This is a genomic window from Chryseobacterium sp. 22532, from assembly GCF_052044665.1.
GTDB classification, from domain to species: domain Bacteria; phylum Bacteroidota; class Bacteroidia; order Flavobacteriales; family Weeksellaceae; genus Chryseobacterium; species Chryseobacterium lathyri.
Genome location: NZ_JBQENJ010000010.1, coordinates 15,769 through 37,981 on the forward strand (window position 1 = coordinate 15,769; position 22,213 = coordinate 37,981).

Sequence of the window (22,213 nt, forward strand, 5' to 3'; positions counted from 1 at the left end):
TTGTATTCTATTACACTACATTATAAAAAAAATGATAATTTTCTAATTTTAGATTCTCTATACATTCATAAAACCTGTTTACAAAGGAGTTTTATGATTTTTATAAAATTACTCTTTTTTTATTTTCTTGAAGATAATTTAATTGTCTGTGAGAGAATCATCAGTATCCAATAAAGTAAAAGCCTCCCAAATGGAGGCTTTCAATATTAATATGTATTAAAAATATGTTTCAATATAGCTTTATCTTCATCCGTTAATGCCACTTTTCTTCTTGCCATTGCTCTTTCTGCCACTTCATAGGCTTTATCCAGCTTGAACCTTTCATCATCTTTACTCCCGCCCCATGAGAAATTCTCCACAAGGTTTGGCGGAAAACCTGGCTTAAATATATTAGAAGCAACTCCTATTACTGTTCCGGTATTCAATTGGGTATTGATCGCTGTTTTAGAGTGGTCACCCATAATAAGACCTGCAAACTGAAGCCCTGTGTCTTCAAAAGCTTTCGTTCTGTAGCTCCACAATTTGACCTGGCTATAATTGTTTTTAAGATTGGAAGAATTCGTATCTGCCCCGAAATTACACCATTCGCCGATCACGGAATTTCCAACAAAGCCTTCATGTCCTTTACTTGAGTATCCGAATATGATGATATTATTCACTTCGCCTCCCACTTTGCAGTGAGGACCAACAGTCGTGGCACCATAAATTTTTGATCCTAAATTAAACTTGGAATCCTCTCCGAGAGAGATTGGTCCACGGAGATTACAACCTTCCATCACCTCAGCATTTTTCCCGATATAGATTTTTCCTGTTTTTGTATTGATGGTAGAAAATTCCACCTGGGCTCCTTCTTCAATGAAAAGATCTTTTTTATCCCCTAAAAATCCATTGGTGGAAGATAATTCCTGTGAAGTTCTTCCTTCAGTCAGCAAATTGAAATCAAAATCGATGGCAAGATGATTATACGTAAATAAGTCTGCAGGCTTTTTAAAGAAAGTCAGTTTCTCTTTTATATCCGTCATCTTTTCGATTTGGTTTAGAGAAAAACCTTTCATATTGATCCTGGCGGCAATCAGTTCATCTTCGTAAACTAAGGCTTCCCCCTGCTTAAGATCTTTAATCTGCTGGATGACTGTTTCGGTCGGCAGAAAATTAGTGACTAGAAATAAGCTTTCTATATCTTCAGGGGATTTAAATTTATTCTGAAGATAATTTTCGGTAAAGTAAGAAACCTCAGTATTTCCTAAGACCTTCTGCCATCGCTCGGAAAAGGTAAGGATTCCGCATCGCATGGCGGCAACAGGACGGGTAAAAGTTAACGGAAGAAAATCTTCCCAATACTGGGCATCTGAAAATACTAATTGCATTATAATATAGAAGTTAGAGATTAGAAGTTAGAAGTTAGAGATCCAAAGTTGAGATAATGATTTGCTAACAATTCGGAGCATCTAATTTCTGTTCAAAACAAAAATACGAAAATAGCTGGAAATAGAATTTGAAATTTAGATTTCAGAATTCAGAATCAATATGTGCCTTCTAAATATACCTTACCGTTATTCTAATTTCTAAAATAAAAAAAGTCTCCCAACAAATTGGAAGACTTCAGTATGTTTGGTAACAAAAAATTACTTAGCGAATTTTTTGTATTTGTTCATAAACTTATCAACTCTACCTGCAGTGTCAACTAGTTTCACTTTACCAGTGTAGAAAGGGTGAGAAGTTGAAGAGATTTCCATTTTGATTAATGGGTATTCTTGTCCTTCATATTCGATACTGTCTTTTGTTTCTGCAGTAGATTTGCAAAGAAACACCTCGTCGTTACTCATATCTTTGAAAACAACAAGTCTATAATTTTCTGGGTGGATTCCTTTTTTCATAATACAATTTTTAAAAAATTAAAGTTTGCTTCCGAAATAGTAATGGTATTTCTCTGCTAATTTTAGGTTGCAAAAGTACAACATTTTTTCAAATATACAAATACCAGATTCAATATTTTTTATAGATAAGAAATTCAAAGTATTTTCGTTAAATTTGAAATCTTAAACTTAAATTTCGATGAAAATCAAACTATTACTGGCTTTTTCTTTTTGGATGCTTCTTGTAGCAGTATCGTGCAATAAAGATGATATTACTTTTGATGCTCCATCACAGCAGTTAAGTTTTTCAAGGGACACTGTATTCTGTGATACGGTCTATCATCAGGTACGTTCTGAAACATATTTTGTAAAAGTATATAATAATGAGGATAAGGATGTTTTAATTCCGAGGATCAATCTGGAAAAAGGAAGTGCATCATTATATAGAATCAATGTAGACGGGAAACCAGGCTATGATTTCAAGGATGTACCATTGAGAAAGAAAGACAGTATGTATATTTTTGTGGAAATCGCACCTGAAGCTACCGGACCCGAGGCTATAGCTGAAGACAAGATCCTTTTCAGCAGTGGTGCTGGACAGCAACATGTGACTTTATTTTCTGTTGTTCAGGATGCGGAATTTTTCATCGAAACACCAGGCAATCCTAATGTAATTGCGACCCATACAACATGGAATAATAATAAGGCCAAGATCATCTATGGAGATCTAACCATCAATCCCAATATCACACTGGACATCCAGGCGGGAACTAAAGTTTACTTTCACAAAAACAGCGGTATGAAGGTGTCATCTGGTGCAACCTTAAATATCAACGGAGCTTTTGATAATGAAGTGATCCTGCGTGGAGACAGAAATGACCCATATTATGATACAATTCCCAAGAACTGGAATTCTATCCGAATGGAACCCAATTCTATTCTCAATATGAATTTTGCAAGACTTTTCGGAGGAACAAGAGGACTGGATATGAAACAAAATACGGCAAATATCAAAAACTCATTCATCCATACTTTCTTTGAATACGGTATTTATGCAGTGGGTTCAACGGTTACGGCTAATAATTTAGTGATGAACAACTGTGGAGAATCGTGTATCGGGATTTTCAGAGGTGGAAATCACAGCTACACCCATGCTACGATTGCGAATTATTCTAAAACAATGGGATCTTTTAACAGGAATGGAATTATGGCAGCCAATGAATGGAAAAATGCCGCAGGAACTACAGAACAGGGAGCGCTTCAACGACTTGATATAAAAAACAGTATCGTCTTTTCAGACAGGGATAATTCGGTTAATTTTGAGCAGACACCCGGACAGCAGTTTGAATTCCTTATTCAAAACTCCCTTATCAAATATTCAGGAGTTCCCGAAGCCGGATTTAATTTTGACACCAGTCCTAATGTAATACAAAGTATTAAAAATCAGGATCCTCAGTTCCTCAATTATTTTGCAGCGAAGATGAACCTACGGGTAAAAACAACATCTCCCGCAAGAGGAAAAGGCAACGTCACTGTAGCCGGAACTGTACCTTTTGATATTGTGAATGTGTCAAGAACAACTAACCCTACCCTTGGAGCCTATCAATAATGGAAATCACAAAGTTGCAGGAACAGGTTGACGAATGGATAAAAACCATAGGAGTCCGCTATTTTAATGAACTGACCAATATGGCTATGCTGACCGAAGAAGTAGGTGAAGTAGCCCGCATCATCGCCAGAAGATACGGTGAACAAAGCGAAAAGGAAAGCGATAAAAACAAAGATCTCGGTGAAGAGCTGGCAGATGTACTGTTTGTTACCTTATGTTTAGCCAATCAGACTGGAGTGAACTTACAGGAAGCTTTCGACAAGAAAATGAAAATCAAAACAGACCGTGATAAAGAACGGCATCAGAACAACGAGAAGTTGAAATAATAAATAGATATGAGATGTCAGATATCAGACTTTAAAACAATCTGATATCTGACGCCTGTTATCTAAATATCTTTTAAATTGCAGAAATAATGAAGTTAGAAAAATCAAAATTAGCATCAGATAAAACAGTTCAGATCAGCGGTTCGAAAAGTATTTCGAATCGTTTGTTGATTTTAGAAAGTTTATTCAAGAATATACAGATCGGGAATCTGTCTAATTCCCAGGACACCCAGCTGCTGAAAAAAGCATTGTCTGAAAATACAGAAACCGTAGACATCCACCATGCAGGAACAGCCATGCGCTTCCTTACTTCTTATTATTCTATCCTTGAAGGGAAAACCACTGTTCTTACAGGATCCAAAAGGATGAAGGAAAGACCCATTAAAAATCTAGTCAACGCATTAAAAGACCTGGGTGTTGAAATTGAATATCTGGAAAATGAAGGCTTCCCACCGCTAAAGATCACAGGAAAGAAAATCACTCAAAAACAGGTCAATGTTCCGGCCAATATATCCAGCCAGTTCATTACTTCTTTGCTTCTGATTGCCGGAAAACTTGAAAACGGACTGGAAATTAACCTGGTGGGTGAAGTTACTTCGAGATCCTATATAGAAATGACGCTGGATATCCTGACAAGATTCGGAATAAAAAACAGCTTTGAAGGAAACACAGTTAAAGTGGAACCGTTTGATGTGAATGGCAAATTGTCCGCCACAAGTTACGAAGTGGAAAGTGACTGGAGTTCGGCTTCGTACTTCTACTCGATCTGTGCACTGGGAAGAAAAACCATCCATCTGAAAAGCTTTTACAAAGAATCCACCCAGGGAGATTCTGCCATTGCCAAGATCTATAAAGACTTTTTCGGTATTGATACGACTTTTACTGAAGACGAACATAAGATTACCCTTCAGCCGGAACCTGATTTTATTTTCCCGGAAAAAATCGTCCTGGATATGAATAACTGCCCGGATATTGCCCAGACACTTTGTGTAACAGCAGCAGCCTTAAAAATTCCTTTTGAAATTTCCGGACTGGGCACTTTAAGGGTAAAAGAGACCGACAGGCTGCAAGCTTTATATAATGAACTGAAAAAACTGGGCACTGAAACAGAAATTACAGACCTTACCATCAAATCTGTGAGTTTCGGGGAACCGGAAGAAAATATTTCCATCGCCACTTACCAGGATCATAGAATGGCGATGAGTTTTGCTCCTTTCTGCCTTATTAAAGAACTTACTATTGAAGAGGAGGATGTCGTGGAAAAGTCTTATCCGATGTTCTGGAAAGACCTGAATGACATAATGATTAAAGGATAGTAAGCTTTAAAAAATTCTAATATGATAAAAAAGCATGTATTCTTTTTTTCTCTGTTGATCCCTATGTTTTCATGGGCACAGTATCTGTTGCCTAATGAGGAGACTATTTTTTCATTTCAGACGAAAAATGGTAAGACCATGTCTTTGGTTAAAGATAAAAAGAACAGTTACATTCAATATCGGTTTGGAAGTAAAGACCGTGTAGAAATGGAATTTCCAGCCACAAGAACCAAAGAAAGCTGGAAGCAGTTTACATACAGCTCTTACCATAGAGGTGGCGGAAAACAAAATGCAGGCATGGACCTCAGCTATCTGACATTTACCAAAAACAACTACAAATATCAACTGTTCAGAACCTATACTGCAGAAGATGAATCGTTTTCTACCGGCATTACCGTCACTGACAGCAAGGGAAAAGAAACTGATATTACAGGAGTATATAAAACCATCAAAGGCTGCATATGTAATCTGGAAAACACAGATGTTAAGAAAGAGAATTTTGGTTCATAATTTAATCCTATTAAAATGAAACAACTTTTTTCTCTTGCTGCCTCTTTATTAATTGTAGAATTTTACGCACAGAACCTGAAATATTTTACAGCACCGAAAGGTTATCAAAAAATTGCCGAAGCCAAAGGAGATCTGGACAAAGACGGACAAGATGAAACGGTAATTATTTTCAATACCGATAAAAAAATTAATACGGATGACCACGATGATTTCCTGAGAATATTCTTTATTCTAAAAAATATAGACGGAAAACTTAAGATCTGGAAACAAAACAATACGGTTCTTTTTTCCAGCGGAATGGGGTTTTATTCAGAAGATAATACGCCACCGGAACTATCTATTAAAAATAACACGCTCTCTATTACCCAAATATTCAATACCAATTCGAGACATACACAGACTTATCAACATACTTTCAGATTTCAGAATGGTGATTTCTACCTCATTGGTTCCCATGACAGATTTGAAGACACCTGTGAGTTCAATTACCTGACAGAGATCAATTTTTCAACAGGGAAAGTAATTACAGATGAAGAATATTCCTCCTGTGATGATGAAGAAAAGGATATTCCGAAAGATATTCACAAAGAATTCGTCCATCCATTTAAAACTTTGATCAAAATGAACAATTTCAGGATTGGGGAAAACAAATTTAAAGTACCCGGCTTAAAAAAAGAATTGAACTACTGAAAATCAACCCGATAGATAAGCAGAATTTTTATTCTGCTTATTTCTTTTTTACGTTGTCCACATACTTATCCACAGAGTTATCCACATTTATAAATACCTTTTCACTTACCTATTCAGAAAAATAAGATGATAGCTGATGATTTTGTTTCTGAACAATTATACCGTAATAAATAATAGAGTTCCTGTTTCTTTTTTTACATTTGCTGAAAATACGGTTTGTGCTGAGACACAGCAGCCGGAAGAAAAACAAAAGTCTAAAATTATAAACAATCCAATGACTATTATCATCACTGGAACCTCATCAGGAATAGGTTTTGTACTGGCCGAATATTTCGGAAAAAAAGGCCATAAAGTATACGGTTTAAGCCGGAAACATACGGAAAGTCAGTATTTCAGGTCTATTCCGACAGATGTTACCGATAATACGGCCGTTCAGAATGCTATTGCTGAAGTTTTAAAAACAGAATCAAAGATCGATATACTGATCAACAATGCAGGAATGGGAATGGTAGGGGCTGTGGAAGATTCTACTAAGGAAGACATTTTAAAACTGTTCAACCTGAATCTTGTAGGAGCCGTCCAAATGATGAGTGCCGTTCTTCCGACAATGCGTGAAAATAAGTTCGGAAAAATCATCAATATTTCAAGTATAGGAAGTGAAATGGGACTTCCGTTCCGGGGCTTTTATTCTGCCTCCAAATCAGCTTTGGATAAGGTAACTGAAGCCATGAGGTATGAGGTGTATCCATGGAACATCGATGTATGCTCACTTCATCTTGGCGATATCAAAACAAATATCGCAGAGAACAGAGTAAAAACACAGGTTTCCGAACCGTACAAAAGCATATTTGATAAAGTTTATACCTTGATGAACTCGCATGTAGGAGACGGAACCGAACCTCTTGAAGTGGCAGCTTATGTCGAAAAGCTTTTGGATAAAAATAAATGGAAAGCTCATTATTATTTGGGTAAATTCGGACAAAAGATTGGTGTTCCGCTGAAATGGATTCTTCCTCAGGGAACCTATGAAAATCTGATGAAAAAATATAATAAACTGGATTAATTTCAGTTATTAAAAAATTATTGAAACTGCTTTTAAACCGTTAAGATATATTGAGTTATTAAGAACTATAAGCATGCTCTGTTAATGGTTTATATAAATTGAACATTGAAGTTATTTCTAAAAATATTTTTTATCCTGTTCTGCGTTTTTGTACAAGCGCAGAAGAAGCAGTATTGGCTTATTGATACGGAAACCAATATCAGAAAAAAGGTAAATGATTCTGTTTCAGCAGTGAAATTTCTGGACTCCCTGTCCCAAAGCAATTACTTCTTCACTAAGCTGAAAGAGGTGAAAGTGAAAGGTGACAGTACAGAAATTTTCTATGATAAAGGAAAAAACTTTAATGAAACCTATGTAGACCTTTCTGATTCTGTTGCCTTGAAATTAAAGATCCAGAAGGATTTTTTTACTAAAAATTTAGATTCAACCAAGAAAAGCATCAACAAAAGATATATTGATGAGGGATATTCTTTCAGCCGTCTTAAATCTAAATATAAAGGCCAGAAAAACGGTTATCCTGTCATAGAACTGGATATCAACAAAAATGATAAGCGGAAGATTGATAATTTTGTAGTCAAAGGTTACGAAAGGGTTCCTAAAAGGTTTATGAAAAACCTGGAGAAAGAATTCAAAGGAAAGACTTATGATGACAAAAATCTTCTGGCCATCAGCAAAAATTTTCAAAGCCATGCTTTTGTAACCCTTGAACGGCCTCCCCAAACCTTATTCACTAAAGACTCCACAAGCATTTACCTGTTTATGGAAAAGAAAAAGACCAATACGTTTGATGGGGTGATTGGTTTCGGGAACGATAAAACAGAAAAATTCACATTGAACGGAACCCTGAACGTCAACTTCAGGAATATGTTCAACGGCTTTGAAACTGTCAATCTTTACTGGCAGAGAAACCCGGATAAAGGGCAGACTTTTGATCTTCAGACTGACATTCCTTATCTTCTAAAATCTAATGTAGGGATGAACCTGAAAGTCAATATTTTCAGACAGGATTCTACTTTCGCGAATGTAAAATTCCTTCCTGCTTTCTATTATCATATCAATAACCGCAACAAGATCGGACTCAGAGGCACCCTGGAATCCTCCAGTATCATAGACACTTTATATGTTCAGGGTAAGGATTATAATAAAAAAGGGCTCGGAATCTGGTTTGAAATGACAGAACCTACAGATATTGATCTTTTCCTTTACAAGACAAGGATCAATGCCGGCTATGATTACCTGACAACGACCTATACCAAAGATAATATTAAGGCTAACCAGAATCAGTTTTATTTCTTCGGCGAACATAATTATCATATTTCCGGAAACCATTTTCTCAATATAAAGGCAGAAGGCGCCATGATGGATTCCAAGGTTGAATTCTCTGCCAATGAACTATATCGTTTTGGAGGCTGGAATTCTATGCGCGGGTTCAATGAGAAATCCCTTGCCGCCGACTTCTATTATTACGCAGGCCTGGAATACCGGTACCTCATTGGAAGTCAGGCATTTTTTGATTTCTTTGGGCAGTACGGACAGCTTAACAACAAATCCTTAAATGTTAAACCTAAACTTTACAGTGTAGGGCTTGGATTCAACTTCTTTATCCCGATCGGATTGATGAGTTTCCAGCTTTCAAACGGTAATGAGTTTGGAAATCCGTTTAAGTTTAACGATATTAAAATCCATTGGGGAATCCTGAGTAGATTTTAAAAAGATCTTCATTCTTATTTATCCACAATCTTCAGCAAATCAATTTTTAATTGATTACTGGTCTGCATTCTTAAATAAAGCATCACAAAACTCAAACTTTGCGTTAAATCATATGTTTTTTTAACGCAAAGTTTAAAGAAGTGTGTTCTATTTCTAGATAAGCAAAGAAGTGGGGTTGCGTCACTGAATAAGCATTCGTTTTCAGTTAGTAAGAAATTTTGATGAAAATGCAATGATTTTTAAAGGCATAATATATATAATAAAAGGAAATATTAAAGTATAACATCCTTTTCAGTTTTATTATTATGTTAAATATTCCTGTTAAAAAATATTAAAATAGTATTTTTATTTTAATACCACATTAAAATACTGGTAACACTGCACCGCTAAATTTGTCCTCAAAAAAATGAAGAAGACTTTAGCTACTTTTGCTGTTTTTTTACTCCCCTTTTATCTTACTGCCCAAGAAATTAACATTTCCGGAAATGTAAAATCCGAAAACGGTTCCAGTGTTTCCGGAGTAAGCATTACCGACAAAAACACCGGGAAAACGACGGTGACGGATGAAAGCGGTAATTTTACAATTTCTGCCAATCCTAAAGACGTCCTTGAATTTTATGCTCCTGATTTTTCAATGTATACTGTGGAGGTTTCTTCCAAAAGACAGTATGCTGTTGTTTTGAAAAAAGCGGATGAGAAACAAATTGAAGGTATCGTTATTACCGCCTTAGGAATTGCCAAAAAGAAAGAAAAGATAGGCTATGCCACCCAGGAAGTCGGCACCAAACAGTTTGAAACCATTACCACTCCGAGTATAGGAAATTTATTCTCAGGACAGGTGGCCGGCCTTAATGTATCCAACCCTACAGGAATGCAGCAAGCTCCGCAATTTACGTTGAGAGGAAATTCCAATCTGGTTTTCGTGATCGATGGGGTAATTGTTGAGAGAGAAGTTTTTCAGAACCTGGATCCCAACAATATTGAAAACATCAATGTTCTGAAAGGAGCAACCGCTTCTGCACTGTATGGTTCAAGAGGAAGATATGGCGCTGTTTTAATCACCACTAAAAGTGCCAGGAAAAAAGGTTTTTCTGTAGAATTTTCACAGAATACGATGGTGACGGCAGGTTTTACCAATCTTCCGAAAACCCAAAACGAGTACGGAAACGGATCACATGGAAAATATGAATTCTGGGACGGAGCTGACGGTGGTGTGAATGATGGTGACATGATCTGGGGTCCGAAATTTGTTCCCGGACTGAAAATTGCGCAGTGGAACAGCCCGATCAGAGATAAGATGACAGGGCAGGTGATTCCGTGGTACGGTGCGGTAGCAGGAACTCAGTACAATGACAAATCAAGATATGAAAGAGTGCCTATCGATTGGAAGTATCATGATAACTTAGATATCTTTTTAAAGCCTGCGGTGATCAATAATAACAGTTTTGCAGTAAGCTATAGAAACAATAAAGATATCTACAGGCTATCCGGAAATTTTATGAATTATGACGACAGAATTCCCGGTTCCTATCTTCAGCGCTATGGTGTGAACTTTTCTTCTGAAAATCATTTGGGAGAAAAATTAACCTTCGATACCAAATTCAATTTCAACCAAACATTCACGCCCAATATTCCCAACTACGAATATAATCCAAGCGGGCACATGTACACCATCCTGATCTGGATGGGAGCAGATGTAGACGGAAGAGACCTTAAAAATCACATGTGGATCCCAGGGAAAGAAGGTACTGCACAGGCTAACTGGAATTATGCATGGTACAATAATCCATGGTTCGGAGCCGAATATTACAAGAATAAAAACAGGACCAACATCATTAATGCACAGACTGGTCTGGAATATAAAGCCACTGAAGATTTCTCAGTAAAAGGGAAAATATCCATTGTTGAAAATCACAACAAACAGGAAATATTAAGTCCTTATTCTTACTTCAACTACAGTGCTCCGAGAAGTGGAGGTTATCTCCTTAATGATTCCAAAACATGGAATATGAACTCTGATATCTTAGCCACCTACAAGAAAAAGATATCAGATAACTTCGATTTTACAATCAATGCCGGAGGATCAACATTCTATTATAAGAACGATATCGACAATGCTTCAACAGACGGGCTGAAAATTCCGGAACTGTATACCCTGGAAAACTCAACCGGAGCTATAAAGTATTATGATTATCTTAAGGAAAAGCTGATCTACAGTGCCTATTCAACGATTGATATTGGATTGTATAATGCTTTTTTCATCAATGTTTCAGGACGTAATGACTGGTCCTCTACCCTTCCGAAAGCCAACAGATCTTATTTTTATCCTTCTGCATCGGTAAGTGCGGTTATTTCGAACCTTGTTAAAATGCCGGAAGCTGTTAATCTTTTAAAACTTTCAGCTTCATGGGCCAAGGTAGCTTATGATTTCCAGCCCTATTCGATAAGGAATTATTATCTGAATAATAAAGGAGCCACTTTTAACGGAAATCCGATGTTTAATTATCCTACTATCCTCAATGTGGAAAATTCTTTAAAGCCGGAGCAGACCAAATCTTATGAATTGGGCTTAAGCGCAGGCTTATTCAAGAACAGAGTTACTTTAGATGTTACTTATTTCAGTACATTGGATTATAACAATATCCTGGAATTCCCGGCTGCTCCGTCATCAGGTTTTACTTCTCAATATGTAAACGGGAACGAGTATACAACAAAAGGTTTAGAGATCTCTTTAGGCCTGGTTCCTGTAAAAACAGCCAATTTTACCTGGAGATCTTTAATCAACTGGAGTACGTATGAACAGAAGCTTACTTCTATTTATGGCGATATGCCGAACTACAACAATATCCAGCTTGGCGAAAGAATGGACAGCTACTATGATTATACCTGGAAGAAATCCCCGGACGGAAAAGTAATTCTGAATGCTGCCACAGGAATGCCTACAAGAGCGGATACCCAAAGTAACCTGGGCCACTTCAACCCGGATTGGACTTTTGGTTTCAATAATACTTTTAAATATAAAAAGTTATCCCTGAATATCGGAATTGACGGAAGCATAGGGGGTGTCATGAGATCCCAGGTCGTAGAAAAAATGTGGTGGGGCGGAAAACATCCGAACTCAACAGCCTACAGAGACCTTGAATATGCCAATCCGGGAACGTATTATTTTGTACCGGACGGTGTCAATTATAATGCAGCTACCGGAACCTATACCCCACACACAAAGCCGATCAGCTTTCAGGACTGGGCACAGAATTATCCTTATCAGGCAAGGGTAACAGAGGATGAAAGTGAATTGTTTGCAAATGTTTTCGACAGAACTTTTATCAAACTGAGATCTGTAGTCCTGGAATATGATTTTTCTTATCTCCTTAATCCAAAAGGAATGATCAAAAATTTCACAGCCAATATTTCAGCTTACAATCTGGCCATGTGGAAAAAGTCTAAGAATCTTTATTCCGACCCGGATTACCAGCTCAAGAAAGATAACAATGATATCCAGGATCCTTCCAGCAGATGGTTAGGCATCGGGTTTAATCTTAAATTTTAATTAAAAAGTATCCTGAACAATGAAAAAGACTATCAATTTTATAGCGAAACCGCAAAATAATACAATGATCAAATGGCTAAAGTCGGCAGCTTTTGCAGGACTGCTGATTCTCACTTCATGCGAGACCGATCTTGACAAAATCAACGAAAACCCTAATGATCAGGCCAGTGTAGATCCTAAAGTTCTCCTGACGTATGTTTCAAAAGATGCTTTCCAGATCAACGGCGACAATATGTATGCCTCAAGAATGATGATCGGTACAGACGGAGAAAACACTTATCAGTACATGAAATGGAACGATGCCTCTTTCGAAGTATACACCAAAGGGCTTCTGAACACAGTAAAAATGATGCAGGAAGCTGAGAAAATTAACAATAAGAACTACACTGCTATTGGTAAATTCTACAGAGCCTATTATTTTTTTAATTTAAGTTTAAAATTCGGAAGTATCCCATACACAGAAGCTGCCAAAGGTGAATCCGGAATTACCCAGCCGAAATACGACAGCCAGGAAACAGTAATGGCCGGCATTTTATCAGAACTGAAAGAAGCCAATGATCTCATCAATACCAATGATAAAATTGAAGGCGATATTATCTATAACGGTGATGCTTCAAAATGGAAAAAGCTGATCAACTCTTTCCGATTGAAGATCTTAATAACCATGTCTAAAAAATCTACCCTGGGAAGCTATAATGTAGCCACTGAATTTGCGTCTATTGCAGGAAGCCAGGCATTAATGACATCTATTTCAGATAATGGAGAGCTTAAATTTGCTGATGTGGCAGACAGCAGATATACTATGTTCAATAACAGTGGTTACGGATCAAGTTTATACATGGCTGATTATTTTATTAACCTTTTTAAGGCCAGACAAGACCCACGTCTGTTTACCTTTGCAGCTCAAACTACAGGCGCGAAAGAGGCAGGAAAACCCGTGACAGATTTTACAGGATACAATGGAGGTAACCCAACGTCTTCCTATTCTGACAATGCAGCACTGATTACAGCAAAAAATATCTCTAAGGTAAATGACCGTTTTTATAAAGATCCTACCAATGAGCCTTCTTCTGTCTTAAGTTATTCCGAACTGGAATTTATCCTTGCTGAAGCAGCAGCCAGAGGATGGATCCCGGGACCGGCAAAAACACATTATGACAATGCCATAAAAGCGAGCTTTAGTTTTTATCAGACTTATGTAAAAAATCCGGGACAATATTTCTCAGGCTTTAATGTGAATCAGTACCTGGCAACTCCATTAGTCGTTTACAATGAGGCTGATCCTCTTCAAACCTCTTTGGAAAAGATCATGACTCAAAAATATATGACGATGTTCCATCAGAGCCAATGGACCTCTTATTATGATTATTTAAGAACAGGCTATCCAAATTACCCTCTGCAGACAGGAGTTTCTGCGCCATTCAGATTCAGGTATCCGCAAGCCGAGTACAGCTATAACAGCACCAATTTAAAAGCCGCACTGGCTTCCCAGTACGGAGGAAATGATAATATCAATTCTAAACCATGGTGGCTGCAGTAAGAACTTAATATTTATATAAAAAACAGATAAACCGCAGGAAAATCCAATAACTTGCGGTTTATTTCTTATTTTGATTGAACATGAACAGAAGAGAATTTTTAGAAAAGTCAAGCCTTTTGCTGGCCGGGCTGGGAACTTCAAGCGTTCTTCACCCTGCTATTTTAAAAGCACTGGCCATTGAACCGGCAGCACTGTCTACTTTTTATGATGCGGAACATGTAGTGATCCTGATGCAGGAAAACCGTTCTTTTGACCATGCTTTCGGAGCATTGAAAGGAGTAAGGGGCTTCCTTGACAAAAGAGCTTTCATTAAAGAGGATGGACATTCCGTTTTTTTTCAAAAGGATGATGCAGGAAAATATGCTGCTCCTGCAAGATTAGATCTCAGAAATACTAAATCTACGTGGATGAGCTCTCTGCCCCATTCCTGGTCGGATCAGCAGAAAGCATTAAACAAAAGAAAATACGACAAGTGGCTGCAGTTCAAAGCCTCCGGAAATAAAGACTACAAAAGTATTCCGCTTACTTTGGGCTATTATAATCGGGAAGATCTTCCATTTTATTATCAGCTGGCAGATGCATTCACCATATTTGATCAATATTTTTGCTCTTCACTTACAGGAACCACTCCGAACAGACTTTTTCACTGGTCCGGTACTCTCAGGGAGCAACAGAACGGTAAAGTAAAAGCAAATGTCTACAATGAAAACATTGATTATGATAAAGCCAGACAGGCACGCTGGAAAAGCTTTCCTGAATTATTGGAGGAACAGAATGTTTCGTGGAAAATCTACCAGAACGAGATCAGTCTTCCCAAAGGAATGTCCGGAGAACAGGAAGCGTGGCTGAGTAATTTCACCGATAATCCCATTGAATGGTTTTCAAAATTCAATGTCAAGTTTTCAAAAGGCTATCATCAGAATATTCCTAAAATTATTGCTTACCTGAAAGAGGAAACCGGAAAAAAACCTGATCAGAAGAAAAAACTGGAAGCAATGATTGCTGAGCTTGAAGAAGACCAGATCAAATACGCTCCCGAAAATTATTCCAAACTTTCACAGCAGGAAAAAAACCTTCACGAAAAAGCCTTTACAACTAATAGTAATGATCCTGACTATTGGAACTTAGAAATCGGAAGTGACGAAAACGGAGAAAGGCTGGTCGTTCCGAAAGGAGATGTACTGTTCCAGTTCCGAAAAGATGTGGAAGAGAAAAAACTTCCGCTGGTTTCATGGCTGGTGGCTCCTGAACATTTTTCTGACCATCCGGGATCACCGTGGTATGGTGCCTGGTATATTTCAGAAGTTTTAAATATTCTTACCAAAGATCCTGAAACCTGGAAAAAAACCATTTTCATCATCAATTATGATGAAAACGACGGCTATTTTGACCACGTTCTTCCATTTGCCCCACCACTCAACCCGAGCCAACCGGTTGATATGAATGGTAAAGAAGGGGTGGAATATGTGGATAAATCACAGGAATACATGTCTGTTCTTCCATTGAAAGACCATGAAAGAATAGAAGGAACTGTTGGTTTAGGCTACAGGGTTCCGATGATCATTGCATCACCCTGGACGAAAGGTGGCTTTGTCAATTCTGAGGTTTCCGATCATACTTCCGTTCTTCAGTTTCTGGAAAGATTTATTCAGAAAAAATACCGGAAAGATGTTAAAGTTGATACTATCAGCGACTGGAGAAGGGCGATTTGCGGCGATCTGACTTCTGCCTTTAATTCTTCCAATACACAGGCTCCACAGATGGATTATCTGGATCAAAAAGATTATGCAAAGACCATCAATGCTGCCAAAAGCAAGCCTGTTCCGGATCTTAAATGGTATAAAGAAAATGAAATCAGCGACAGTCTTCTTGAAATTCAGGAAAGGGGGATCAAACCTTCCCATCCGCTTCCTTATCATTACCATGTCAATCTGGAAAACAGCAAGATCAAAATGACCAATTTAAAAGAAGCCGCAGTTCCTTTGTTAGTTTATGACAGAATGCAATTGAATAGCAACAATTATCACTTCTCTTATGCCCTTTATTCTAGACAGGAGCTGTCACATACTGTAAATTCCGGAAAATATGATTATGAAGTTTTCGGGCCTAATGGTTTTTTCCGGAAATTCAGCGGAAATAATCCTGACATAGAAGTACAGCTGATTGATAACGGTTTGAAGAATCAGGCAGAATTGGTTTTCAGAAAGAATAAGGCAAATGTATCTGTTGTCTTGGAAGATCTGTATGAAAAGAAGAAAAAAACAATCGCCTTACATCAAACAGAAGAAAAAATAACAGTTGATCTCAACAAAAATAAAGGTTGGTATGATCTAAAAGTAATATTTGACGATCATATCTGGCATTTTGCCGGAAGAACGGAAACCGGAAAAGTTTCCATTTCAGATCCTCACTGGGCATAACCAAAAAATGATAAGAAGTAAAGCCTTACACAAATTGTGTAAGGCTTTTGTTATGATTACAATCATAGATTAAGATGCTGGTTTTATATAATTTACATGTAAGTATTTTGATGAATAATAGAATATTGTAATGAAATAGTTAATAATATTTAAAAAAGATAATTTTATTGATATTATTAACTGATTTTGATTAAATTCACCTAACTAATTAACAGCGTCATGAAAAAATCAACATTAAGCCTTGCAGTATGTTTTATTACTGCTGCAATTTCCGGCAACTTACAAGCGCAGGATACCAATACTGACAATCACACCATCACAATTTCTATTCCTGAAGTTGCATTGGTAGATATTGAGCCAGCTGCAACGAAGAACATTACATTGGGATTTACAGCTCCAACAGAAGCAGGCAATCCTATTACTCCGACTACTTCCAATAACACCCTTTGGCTGAATTATTCATCTATCAAATCTGTGGCAGACCCTACACGTAATGTATCTGTGAAGGTAAATGCTCTTATTCCCGGAATTGACATCAATGTAACTGCAGCAGCGGCTACAGGTAGTGGTGGAGGTACATTAGGCACACCAGCAGCTCAGCTTACACTGAGTGCAGCAGACCAAACTATTATTTCAGGGATTGGAAGTGCTTACACAGGAAACGGGGCCAATAATGGCCACAACCTTACGTATGCCCTAGCTGCAGGAAGCGGACCTGGAGGAGTAGCGGTATATGCAGATCTGCAGGCAACAGCTAGTACTGTGGCTACGGTAACTTATACGATCGCAGATAACTAATATCATTTCAATTTAAGATAAAACAAGAAGAAGTCGTTTATCAGCTTCTTCTCGGTTTTATATGGTCAACGATTAAATTCTAAACTTTTACATGATTATGATAAAGCGTATTTTTTTTCTGATGTTCCTGATGCTGCAATTTAGCTTTCTACATGCGGGTATCGTGGTCCTGAACGGTCTTACCCATACTTACAAAGTGGAAAACGGAAAAGTATATAAAGGAAAAATTGGGATTGAAAATACAGGAAGCACTCCGCAAAATGTAAAATTATTCTTACAGGATTTCACCTATAAGGCTGACGGATCTATACATTATACCGAAATACGTACTAATAACAGAAGTAATGGCGACTGGATAAAGCTTAATACCAATCTGATCACTCTGAAGGCTAAGGAAAAAACCGAAGTATTTTATGAAATTACCGTTCCCAACCAGCCTGCCGATCCCGGAAGCTATTGGAGCGTTATTATTGTAGAACCTGTAGAAGAGATTAAGCCCAGCAATGATAAAGCAGGAGTAAATATTACTTCTGTGATACGCTACGCTATCCAGGTGATCACTGACTATGAATCTGAAAAAGCAAAACCTGACCTTAAATTTGAAAGTGTAAAAGTAGAGAAAGAAGACGGAAGACAAACCGCAAAAATTGCCATAGCTAATAACGGCGATCTCTATTGTAAATCCTCTGTAGCCATTGAAATCTACAACCGTAAAACCGGAGAACGATTGGGAAGCTACTCGAGCATTGCAATGGGATTGTTACCCCATACCTCCAAATCATTCCATATTGATATCAGTAAAGTTCCGGCAGATCAATACAAAGCAGTCCTGATTGCCACCGATGAAGAAGAGAATGCATTTGCTCTCAATGTGGAATTAGAAGTTAAGAATGATTAAAACCTGGATTTTATATATCGTCCTACTATCACTATTCCCGGCACATATTTTTTCTCAGCAGCTGCCCAATGCATTGGTCAGTAAAAAAGATAGCCTAATGCCGGGCATGTCTACTTCTATTTCCTTTGCCTTAGAAAACACGTCAGCTGAAAACAAGATATATGATATTACTGTTACTGCTTCAAGTCCTTTCCTCACCCCTATTTTAGAAAAAGCGGAACTCAAAATACCAGCCAACGAAAAAACAGTTTATATTGTTCCTATCCGAATTGCAGCGGAAGCAGCACAAGGCATATATTCGGTTATTCTACACGGAAGAGATCAATATGACGGAACGGTTTTTACCAAAATCTCCCAGGTTCGTATTTCCGGAAACAGAAAGCTTAGTCTGACTTCATTAAATTCGCCGGAGTTCATCAGAGCCGGTGAAACAATCCGGGCGTCCTTTCTTTTAAAAAACAACGGAAATATGACTGAACGACTCATTCTGGAAAGTAAAAATGCCGTAGTTGACCATGATGCATCTATAACTTTAGCCCCGAACGAATCAAAAATAATTAATATCTATAAAATCACGAATGCAGAACTTGGTCAAAATGAATTTCAGAATCTCAACCTTTCCGTTTACTCGCCGGACAACCCGAAAGAAAATCAGACAGCCTATGTCAGCGTAAAAGTGATATCGGTAAAACCTGTAGAAGACGATATTTACCACAGGCTTCCTGTTTCCGCTTCCTTATCATTTATCGGGATGAAAAATATGGGCATTTACAATGACGGATTTCAAGGTGAAATATATGGGAAGGGAAGTCTGGACAAAGAAAATAAAAACCAGATCGAATTTCGCGCTGTATCTCACAATCCTGTAGAATTTAATTCTTTTACTCAGTATGAAGAATATTTTGTTAATTACAAAAGAAATAACTTCTTTGTTCATCTGGGTGATAAAATGTATTCAGCTTCTTTTTTAACTGAATTTGCAAGATACGGCCGTGGAGCAGAAATTCGTTATGATTTAAAAAAAATCAGCTTTGGTGGCTTTTATAATCATCCCAGGTTTTTCCGGGATATTAAGGATGAGTTCAATATTTACTCGACCTTTAAAATCCACAAGGAGTCTGAAATCACTGCAGGATATCTTTACAAAATTCCGCGGAAGGGAGAAATTAATTTCGGAAATATCAGACTGAATTCTGAAACTCATCTTCCCTACACTGCAGGGAAATTCAAAATTTCAAAAAATATAAGTTTTTCCGGAGAGGCTGCATACAGCAAAAATGAACAATTAGAAGGAACAGCATATATGGCTCAGGCTCAGGCTTCTTTTGAAAAGCTTAACGGCAATGTAATGTACATGCGGGCCAGTCCTGAATTTGCAGGCTACTTTACCAACACCAGCACGTTTAACGGAAACCTGCAGTATAATGTTTCTAAGAAAATTAATGTATTCGCCAATTATGTACAGGATGCCAAAAATTTTCAACGGGATACTTTATTTCTTGCAGCGCCATACAGAAGCTTTCTTCAGTATGGGGTACAGTACAAATATCTTCCAACCGGTCTGGTAACGTTTTATAACGGGTTTCAAAAGTATCAGGACCGTCTGGAGCCTAAACAGTTTGATTATTATGAACAGTATTTTAAAGTAAGTATTGATCAAAAGGTAGGAATGTTTCAGGTAAACCTTCAGGGACAGCTTGGAAAGACCAATAATTACCTGAGTGGATTTAATGGAAATTCCAGTTTCTATACTACCAATATATCCTTTGAAAAGTTTAGAACTTCCTTCAATCTCTATGCAAGCTATGCCATTACTTCGAGATATCAGTTGCAGAATCAGAAGCAGATTTATTATGGGGCCAGAATCTTCAGCAGGTTTACTGATAAGACCAGTTTAAGTCTTTTTTACCAGAATAACTATATGCCGGAAGAATATTTCAGGGACAGGAATCTTTTTGAAGTATTATTTCATCAGCAGGTTTTTCCTGGCAGTGATATTGATCTTTCGGGCAGGTATTCATTACAGCGCGGTGAGCTGGGTAATAAGGATTTTGTATTTTCTTTACGCTATACTCTGCGCCTTAATGTACCGGTAGAAAAAACTGCCGAGTATACTTCTTTGGCAGGAAACATCAGTAACCTGGGGGTGAAAAAGACAGAAGGAATCAAATTAATGCTTGGAAGCCATTTATCCATTACAGACAAAGAAGGGAATTATCTTTTTAAAAATATTGTTCCTGGAGATTATTTTCTTGAAATAGACCGTTCTACAACAGAAATTAATGATATCCCAGATATTTCTTTGCCTGCATCATTGCATCTCATTAATAAAGAGAATACTTTCAATTTCGGGCTCACTACTGCATCTACTATTAAAGGGATTATCCTACTTTCTGAAGATGATGAAAAAATTAAATACAGCTTTGTACAGCTTCAGTCTAAAACAGAAAAAAAGAAGAGACAAAGCATCATTATTGAAGTATCAGATGGTGAGCAGACTTACCGCAAAATAGCATTTATTGGAGAAACATTTGATTTTACTTATCTGCGGCCAGGTGAATGGAAAGTGAAACTTTACAGAAACGGGTTGGACAAACGGTATAAAATAGCTGCTGACTCATTTCAATGCAGTCTTAAGCCGTCACAAACACAGAATATAGCTATTCATATCGTCAAGCAGCAAAGTGAAATTAAATATCAACAGGAAACAATTAAGGTGGGCTACAATGAAATAAAAAAGAAAAAATGAAATTAAAAGAACCTATAATATATCTGACTTTCTTTATGATCCCCTGCGCGATATTTTCTCAGAGCACTATCGCTGTGACACTTCCTCTTGTGACCTTAATGGATATAGAACCTGCCGGAACATTTACTCTGAATTTTACGGCACCTACTGAGGCTGGCCAGGCTTTAACGGTTCCCCCAGCCAATACTACCAAATGGGTTAATTATACTTCAGCTATTGCATCGGGAGGACTTACGAGAAGAATTACAGCCTCTATAAATCAGTTAATCCCCGGAGTCAGCATAAGAATACAGGCAGCTGCAGCTTCTGGTGCCGGTGGCGGAGTATTAGGGACATCATCCGGGCTAGTTACCCTGTCTACAACTGCTACAAATATCATTACAGGAATAGGTGGTGCATTTACCGGAACCGGAGCTAATAATGGCCACAGATTAACCATCAGCCTTGCTGTGAGCACTTATGCTAATCTTTCTGCCCATACCAATACACCTATTGTTATAACTTATACTATCACGGAATAAAATGAAAAAAGGAATGAACCCTATTGCTATTATAGCTCATCGCAAAATATTTTCTATAAAGTATTATATCTGCTTTACTTTCTTTTTCATATTCTGTTCTCACAGTAAAGCACAATCTGTAACAGTTCCTGTTACCAACTGGAATGCTACCATTCCCGCAATTACAGAAGCGGGAAGTGACTATAGCGGGACTTATAGCAGCCCGACGAACCAGGCTAGCATTAATGTTGGTTTACCGGCATTACTTGGAAGCGTCAAAGTATATGTACATTATGAAGGTAACCCTACCTGGAACAGTTCTTTGGTTTTATCTGCAAAAAGAACAAGCAATGGATCCACACTTTGTGTAGGATGTGCTATATCTGGTGGAACTAATTATATTACCGTTCCTCTTACTGCTGTTGAATTATTCAGAATATCCACTATTTTATCGGTTACATCTTATACTGGTATTAATATACAATACCAGGTAAGCGGTGTATCTGTAACGCTTCCTGCAGCAACTTATAACAGTAGAATAGTTTTTACCGTAAGTAATTAATGAGTGATAAGTTATTAATGATGAATTCCCTAAGATATAAAACAAAAAAAAGTCTCATACAAACTGTGTTGTATGAGACTTTTAATAAAAACTGGCGGCGGCCTACTCTCCCGCTT

Annotated in this window: 17 protein-coding genes; 15 read left to right on the forward strand and 2 right to left on the reverse strand. The window is 37.6% G+C overall.

Annotated elements, in window-relative coordinates; translation table 11 throughout:
* Positions 1–206: 206 nt before the first annotated feature.
* Entirely contained in the window at positions 207–1,367 is a 1,161-nt protein-coding gene (locus tag ACTJIV_RS20020) for a GlmU family protein (RefSeq protein ID WP_223560419.1), read from the reverse strand.
* Positions 1,368–1,625: 258 nt separating this feature from the next.
* Positions 1,626–1,877: a type B 50S ribosomal protein L31 gene (locus ACTJIV_RS20025; protein WP_111960878.1), complete on the reverse strand. Its 252-nt coding sequence runs from the start codon at positions 1,875–1,877 to the stop codon at positions 1,626–1,628.
* 178 nt (positions 1,878–2,055) lie between these two features.
* Between ACTJIV_RS20025 and ACTJIV_RS20030 the strand changes: the two genes are divergently transcribed.
* The 15 genes from ACTJIV_RS20030 to ACTJIV_RS20100 all read left to right on the forward strand — a co-directional run bounded on the left by ACTJIV_RS20030 (position 2,056) and on the right by ACTJIV_RS20100 (position 22,097).
* Entirely contained in the window at positions 2,056–3,465 is a 1,410-nt protein-coding gene (locus tag ACTJIV_RS20030; protein ID WP_111960879.1) for a hypothetical protein, read from the forward strand.
* Complete coding sequence (locus ACTJIV_RS20035) at positions 3,465–3,791, forward strand: nucleotide pyrophosphohydrolase (protein WP_111960880.1); 327 nt, start codon at positions 3,465–3,467, stop codon at positions 3,789–3,791. The genes ACTJIV_RS20030 and ACTJIV_RS20035 overlap by 1 nt, the downstream gene beginning before the upstream one ends.
* Positions 3,792–3,880: 89 nt before the next feature.
* Positions 3,881–5,107 (forward strand): 3-phosphoshikimate 1-carboxyvinyltransferase, encoded by a 1,227-nt coding sequence (locus ACTJIV_RS20040; protein ID WP_440629236.1) that lies wholly within the window; start codon positions 3,881–3,883, stop codon positions 5,105–5,107.
* 21 nt (positions 5,108–5,128) lie between these two features.
* Entirely contained in the window at positions 5,129–5,617 is a 489-nt protein-coding gene (locus ACTJIV_RS20045) for a hypothetical protein (protein WP_440629237.1), read from the forward strand.
* A 15-nt stretch (positions 5,618–5,632) separates the two neighbouring features.
* Entirely contained in the window at positions 5,633–6,307 is a 675-nt protein-coding gene (locus tag ACTJIV_RS20050; protein WP_440629238.1) for a hypothetical protein, read from the forward strand.
* Between the two features lie 274 nt (positions 6,308–6,581).
* Positions 6,582–7,370 carry an SDR family oxidoreductase gene (locus tag ACTJIV_RS20055; protein ID WP_440629245.1) on the forward strand — a complete coding sequence of 263 codons (789 nt, stop codon included), beginning with the start codon at positions 6,582–6,584 and terminating at the stop codon, positions 7,368–7,370.
* A 105-nt stretch (positions 7,371–7,475) separates the two neighbouring features.
* Positions 7,476–9,080, forward strand: a complete 1,605-nt coding sequence (locus ACTJIV_RS20060; RefSeq protein ID WP_440629239.1) for a hypothetical protein — start codon at positions 7,476–7,478, stop codon at positions 9,078–9,080.
* A gap of 406 nt (positions 9,081–9,486) precedes the next feature.
* Positions 9,487–12,630, forward strand: coding sequence for a SusC/RagA family TonB-linked outer membrane protein (locus ACTJIV_RS20065; RefSeq protein ID WP_440629240.1), 3,144 nt, complete (start codon positions 9,487–9,489; stop codon positions 12,628–12,630).
* 64 nt (positions 12,631–12,694) lie between these two features.
* A complete protein-coding gene (locus tag ACTJIV_RS20070) occupies positions 12,695–14,170 on the forward strand; it encodes a SusD/RagB family nutrient-binding outer membrane lipoprotein (protein WP_336379146.1) in 1,476 nt (491 codons plus the stop codon).
* An 80-nt stretch (positions 14,171–14,250) separates the two neighbouring features.
* Positions 14,251–16,590: a phosphocholine-specific phospholipase C gene (locus ACTJIV_RS20075; protein WP_440629241.1), complete on the forward strand. Its 2,340-nt coding sequence runs from the start codon at positions 14,251–14,253 to the stop codon at positions 16,588–16,590.
* A 219-nt stretch (positions 16,591–16,809) separates the two neighbouring features.
* The gene (locus ACTJIV_RS20080) at positions 16,810–17,388 is read left to right on the forward strand and encodes a hypothetical protein (RefSeq protein WP_111960887.1); all 579 of its coding nucleotides are present in this window, start codon (positions 16,810–16,812) and stop codon (positions 17,386–17,388) included.
* Between the two features lie 97 nt (positions 17,389–17,485).
* Entirely contained in the window at positions 17,486–18,286 is an 801-nt protein-coding gene (locus ACTJIV_RS20085) for a WxL protein host-binding domain-containing protein (RefSeq protein ID WP_440629242.1), read from the forward strand.
* Complete coding sequence (locus ACTJIV_RS20090; protein ID WP_440629243.1) at positions 18,279–21,035, forward strand: COG1470 family protein; 2,757 nt, start codon at positions 18,279–18,281, stop codon at positions 21,033–21,035. Before ACTJIV_RS20085 ends, ACTJIV_RS20090 begins: the two co-directional genes overlap by 8 nt.
* Positions 21,032–21,556 (forward strand): hypothetical protein, encoded by a 525-nt coding sequence (locus ACTJIV_RS20095; protein ID WP_111960889.1) that lies wholly within the window; start codon positions 21,032–21,034, stop codon positions 21,554–21,556. Before ACTJIV_RS20090 ends, ACTJIV_RS20095 begins: the two co-directional genes overlap by 4 nt.
* A 1-nt stretch (position 21,557) precedes the next feature.
* Positions 21,558–22,097, forward strand: coding sequence for a hypothetical protein (locus tag ACTJIV_RS20100; RefSeq protein WP_440629244.1), 540 nt, complete (start codon positions 21,558–21,560; stop codon positions 22,095–22,097).
* The last annotated feature ends 116 nt before the right edge of the window (positions 22,098–22,213 follow it).

Coding starts and splice junctions, on each gene's coding strand:
- ACTJIV_RS20020 (WP_223560419.1), bottom strand. CDS start 1,367: ATGCAATTAGTATTTTCAGATGCCCAGTATTGGGAAGATTTTCTTCCG.
- ACTJIV_RS20025 (WP_111960878.1), bottom strand. CDS start 1,877: ATGAAAAAAGGAATCCACCCAGAAAATTATAGACTTGTTGTTTTCAAA.
- ACTJIV_RS20030 (WP_111960879.1), top strand. CDS start 2,056: ATGAAAATCAAACTATTACTGGCTTTTTCTTTTTGGATGCTTCTTGTA.
- ACTJIV_RS20035 (WP_111960880.1), top strand. CDS start 3,465: ATGGAAATCACAAAGTTGCAGGAACAGGTTGACGAATGGATAAAAACC.
- ACTJIV_RS20040 (WP_440629236.1), top strand. CDS start 3,881: ATGAAGTTAGAAAAATCAAAATTAGCATCAGATAAAACAGTTCAGATC.
- ACTJIV_RS20045 (WP_440629237.1), top strand. CDS start 5,129: ATGATAAAAAAGCATGTATTCTTTTTTTCTCTGTTGATCCCTATGTTT.
- ACTJIV_RS20050 (WP_440629238.1), top strand. CDS start 5,633: ATGAAACAACTTTTTTCTCTTGCTGCCTCTTTATTAATTGTAGAATTT.
- ACTJIV_RS20055 (WP_440629245.1), top strand. CDS start 6,582: ATGACTATTATCATCACTGGAACCTCATCAGGAATAGGTTTTGTACTG.
- ACTJIV_RS20065 (WP_440629240.1), top strand. CDS start 9,487: ATGAAGAAGACTTTAGCTACTTTTGCTGTTTTTTTACTCCCCTTTTAT.
- ACTJIV_RS20070 (WP_336379146.1), top strand. CDS start 12,695: ATGATCAAATGGCTAAAGTCGGCAGCTTTTGCAGGACTGCTGATTCTC.
- ACTJIV_RS20075 (WP_440629241.1), top strand. CDS start 14,251: ATGAACAGAAGAGAATTTTTAGAAAAGTCAAGCCTTTTGCTGGCCGGG.
- ACTJIV_RS20080 (WP_111960887.1), top strand. CDS start 16,810: ATGAAAAAATCAACATTAAGCCTTGCAGTATGTTTTATTACTGCTGCA.
- ACTJIV_RS20085 (WP_440629242.1), top strand. CDS start 17,486: ATGATAAAGCGTATTTTTTTTCTGATGTTCCTGATGCTGCAATTTAGC.
- ACTJIV_RS20090 (WP_440629243.1), top strand. CDS start 18,279: ATGATTAAAACCTGGATTTTATATATCGTCCTACTATCACTATTCCCG.
- ACTJIV_RS20095 (WP_111960889.1), top strand. CDS start 21,032: ATGAAATTAAAAGAACCTATAATATATCTGACTTTCTTTATGATCCCC.
- ACTJIV_RS20100 (WP_440629244.1), top strand. CDS start 21,558: ATGAAAAAAGGAATGAACCCTATTGCTATTATAGCTCATCGCAAAATA.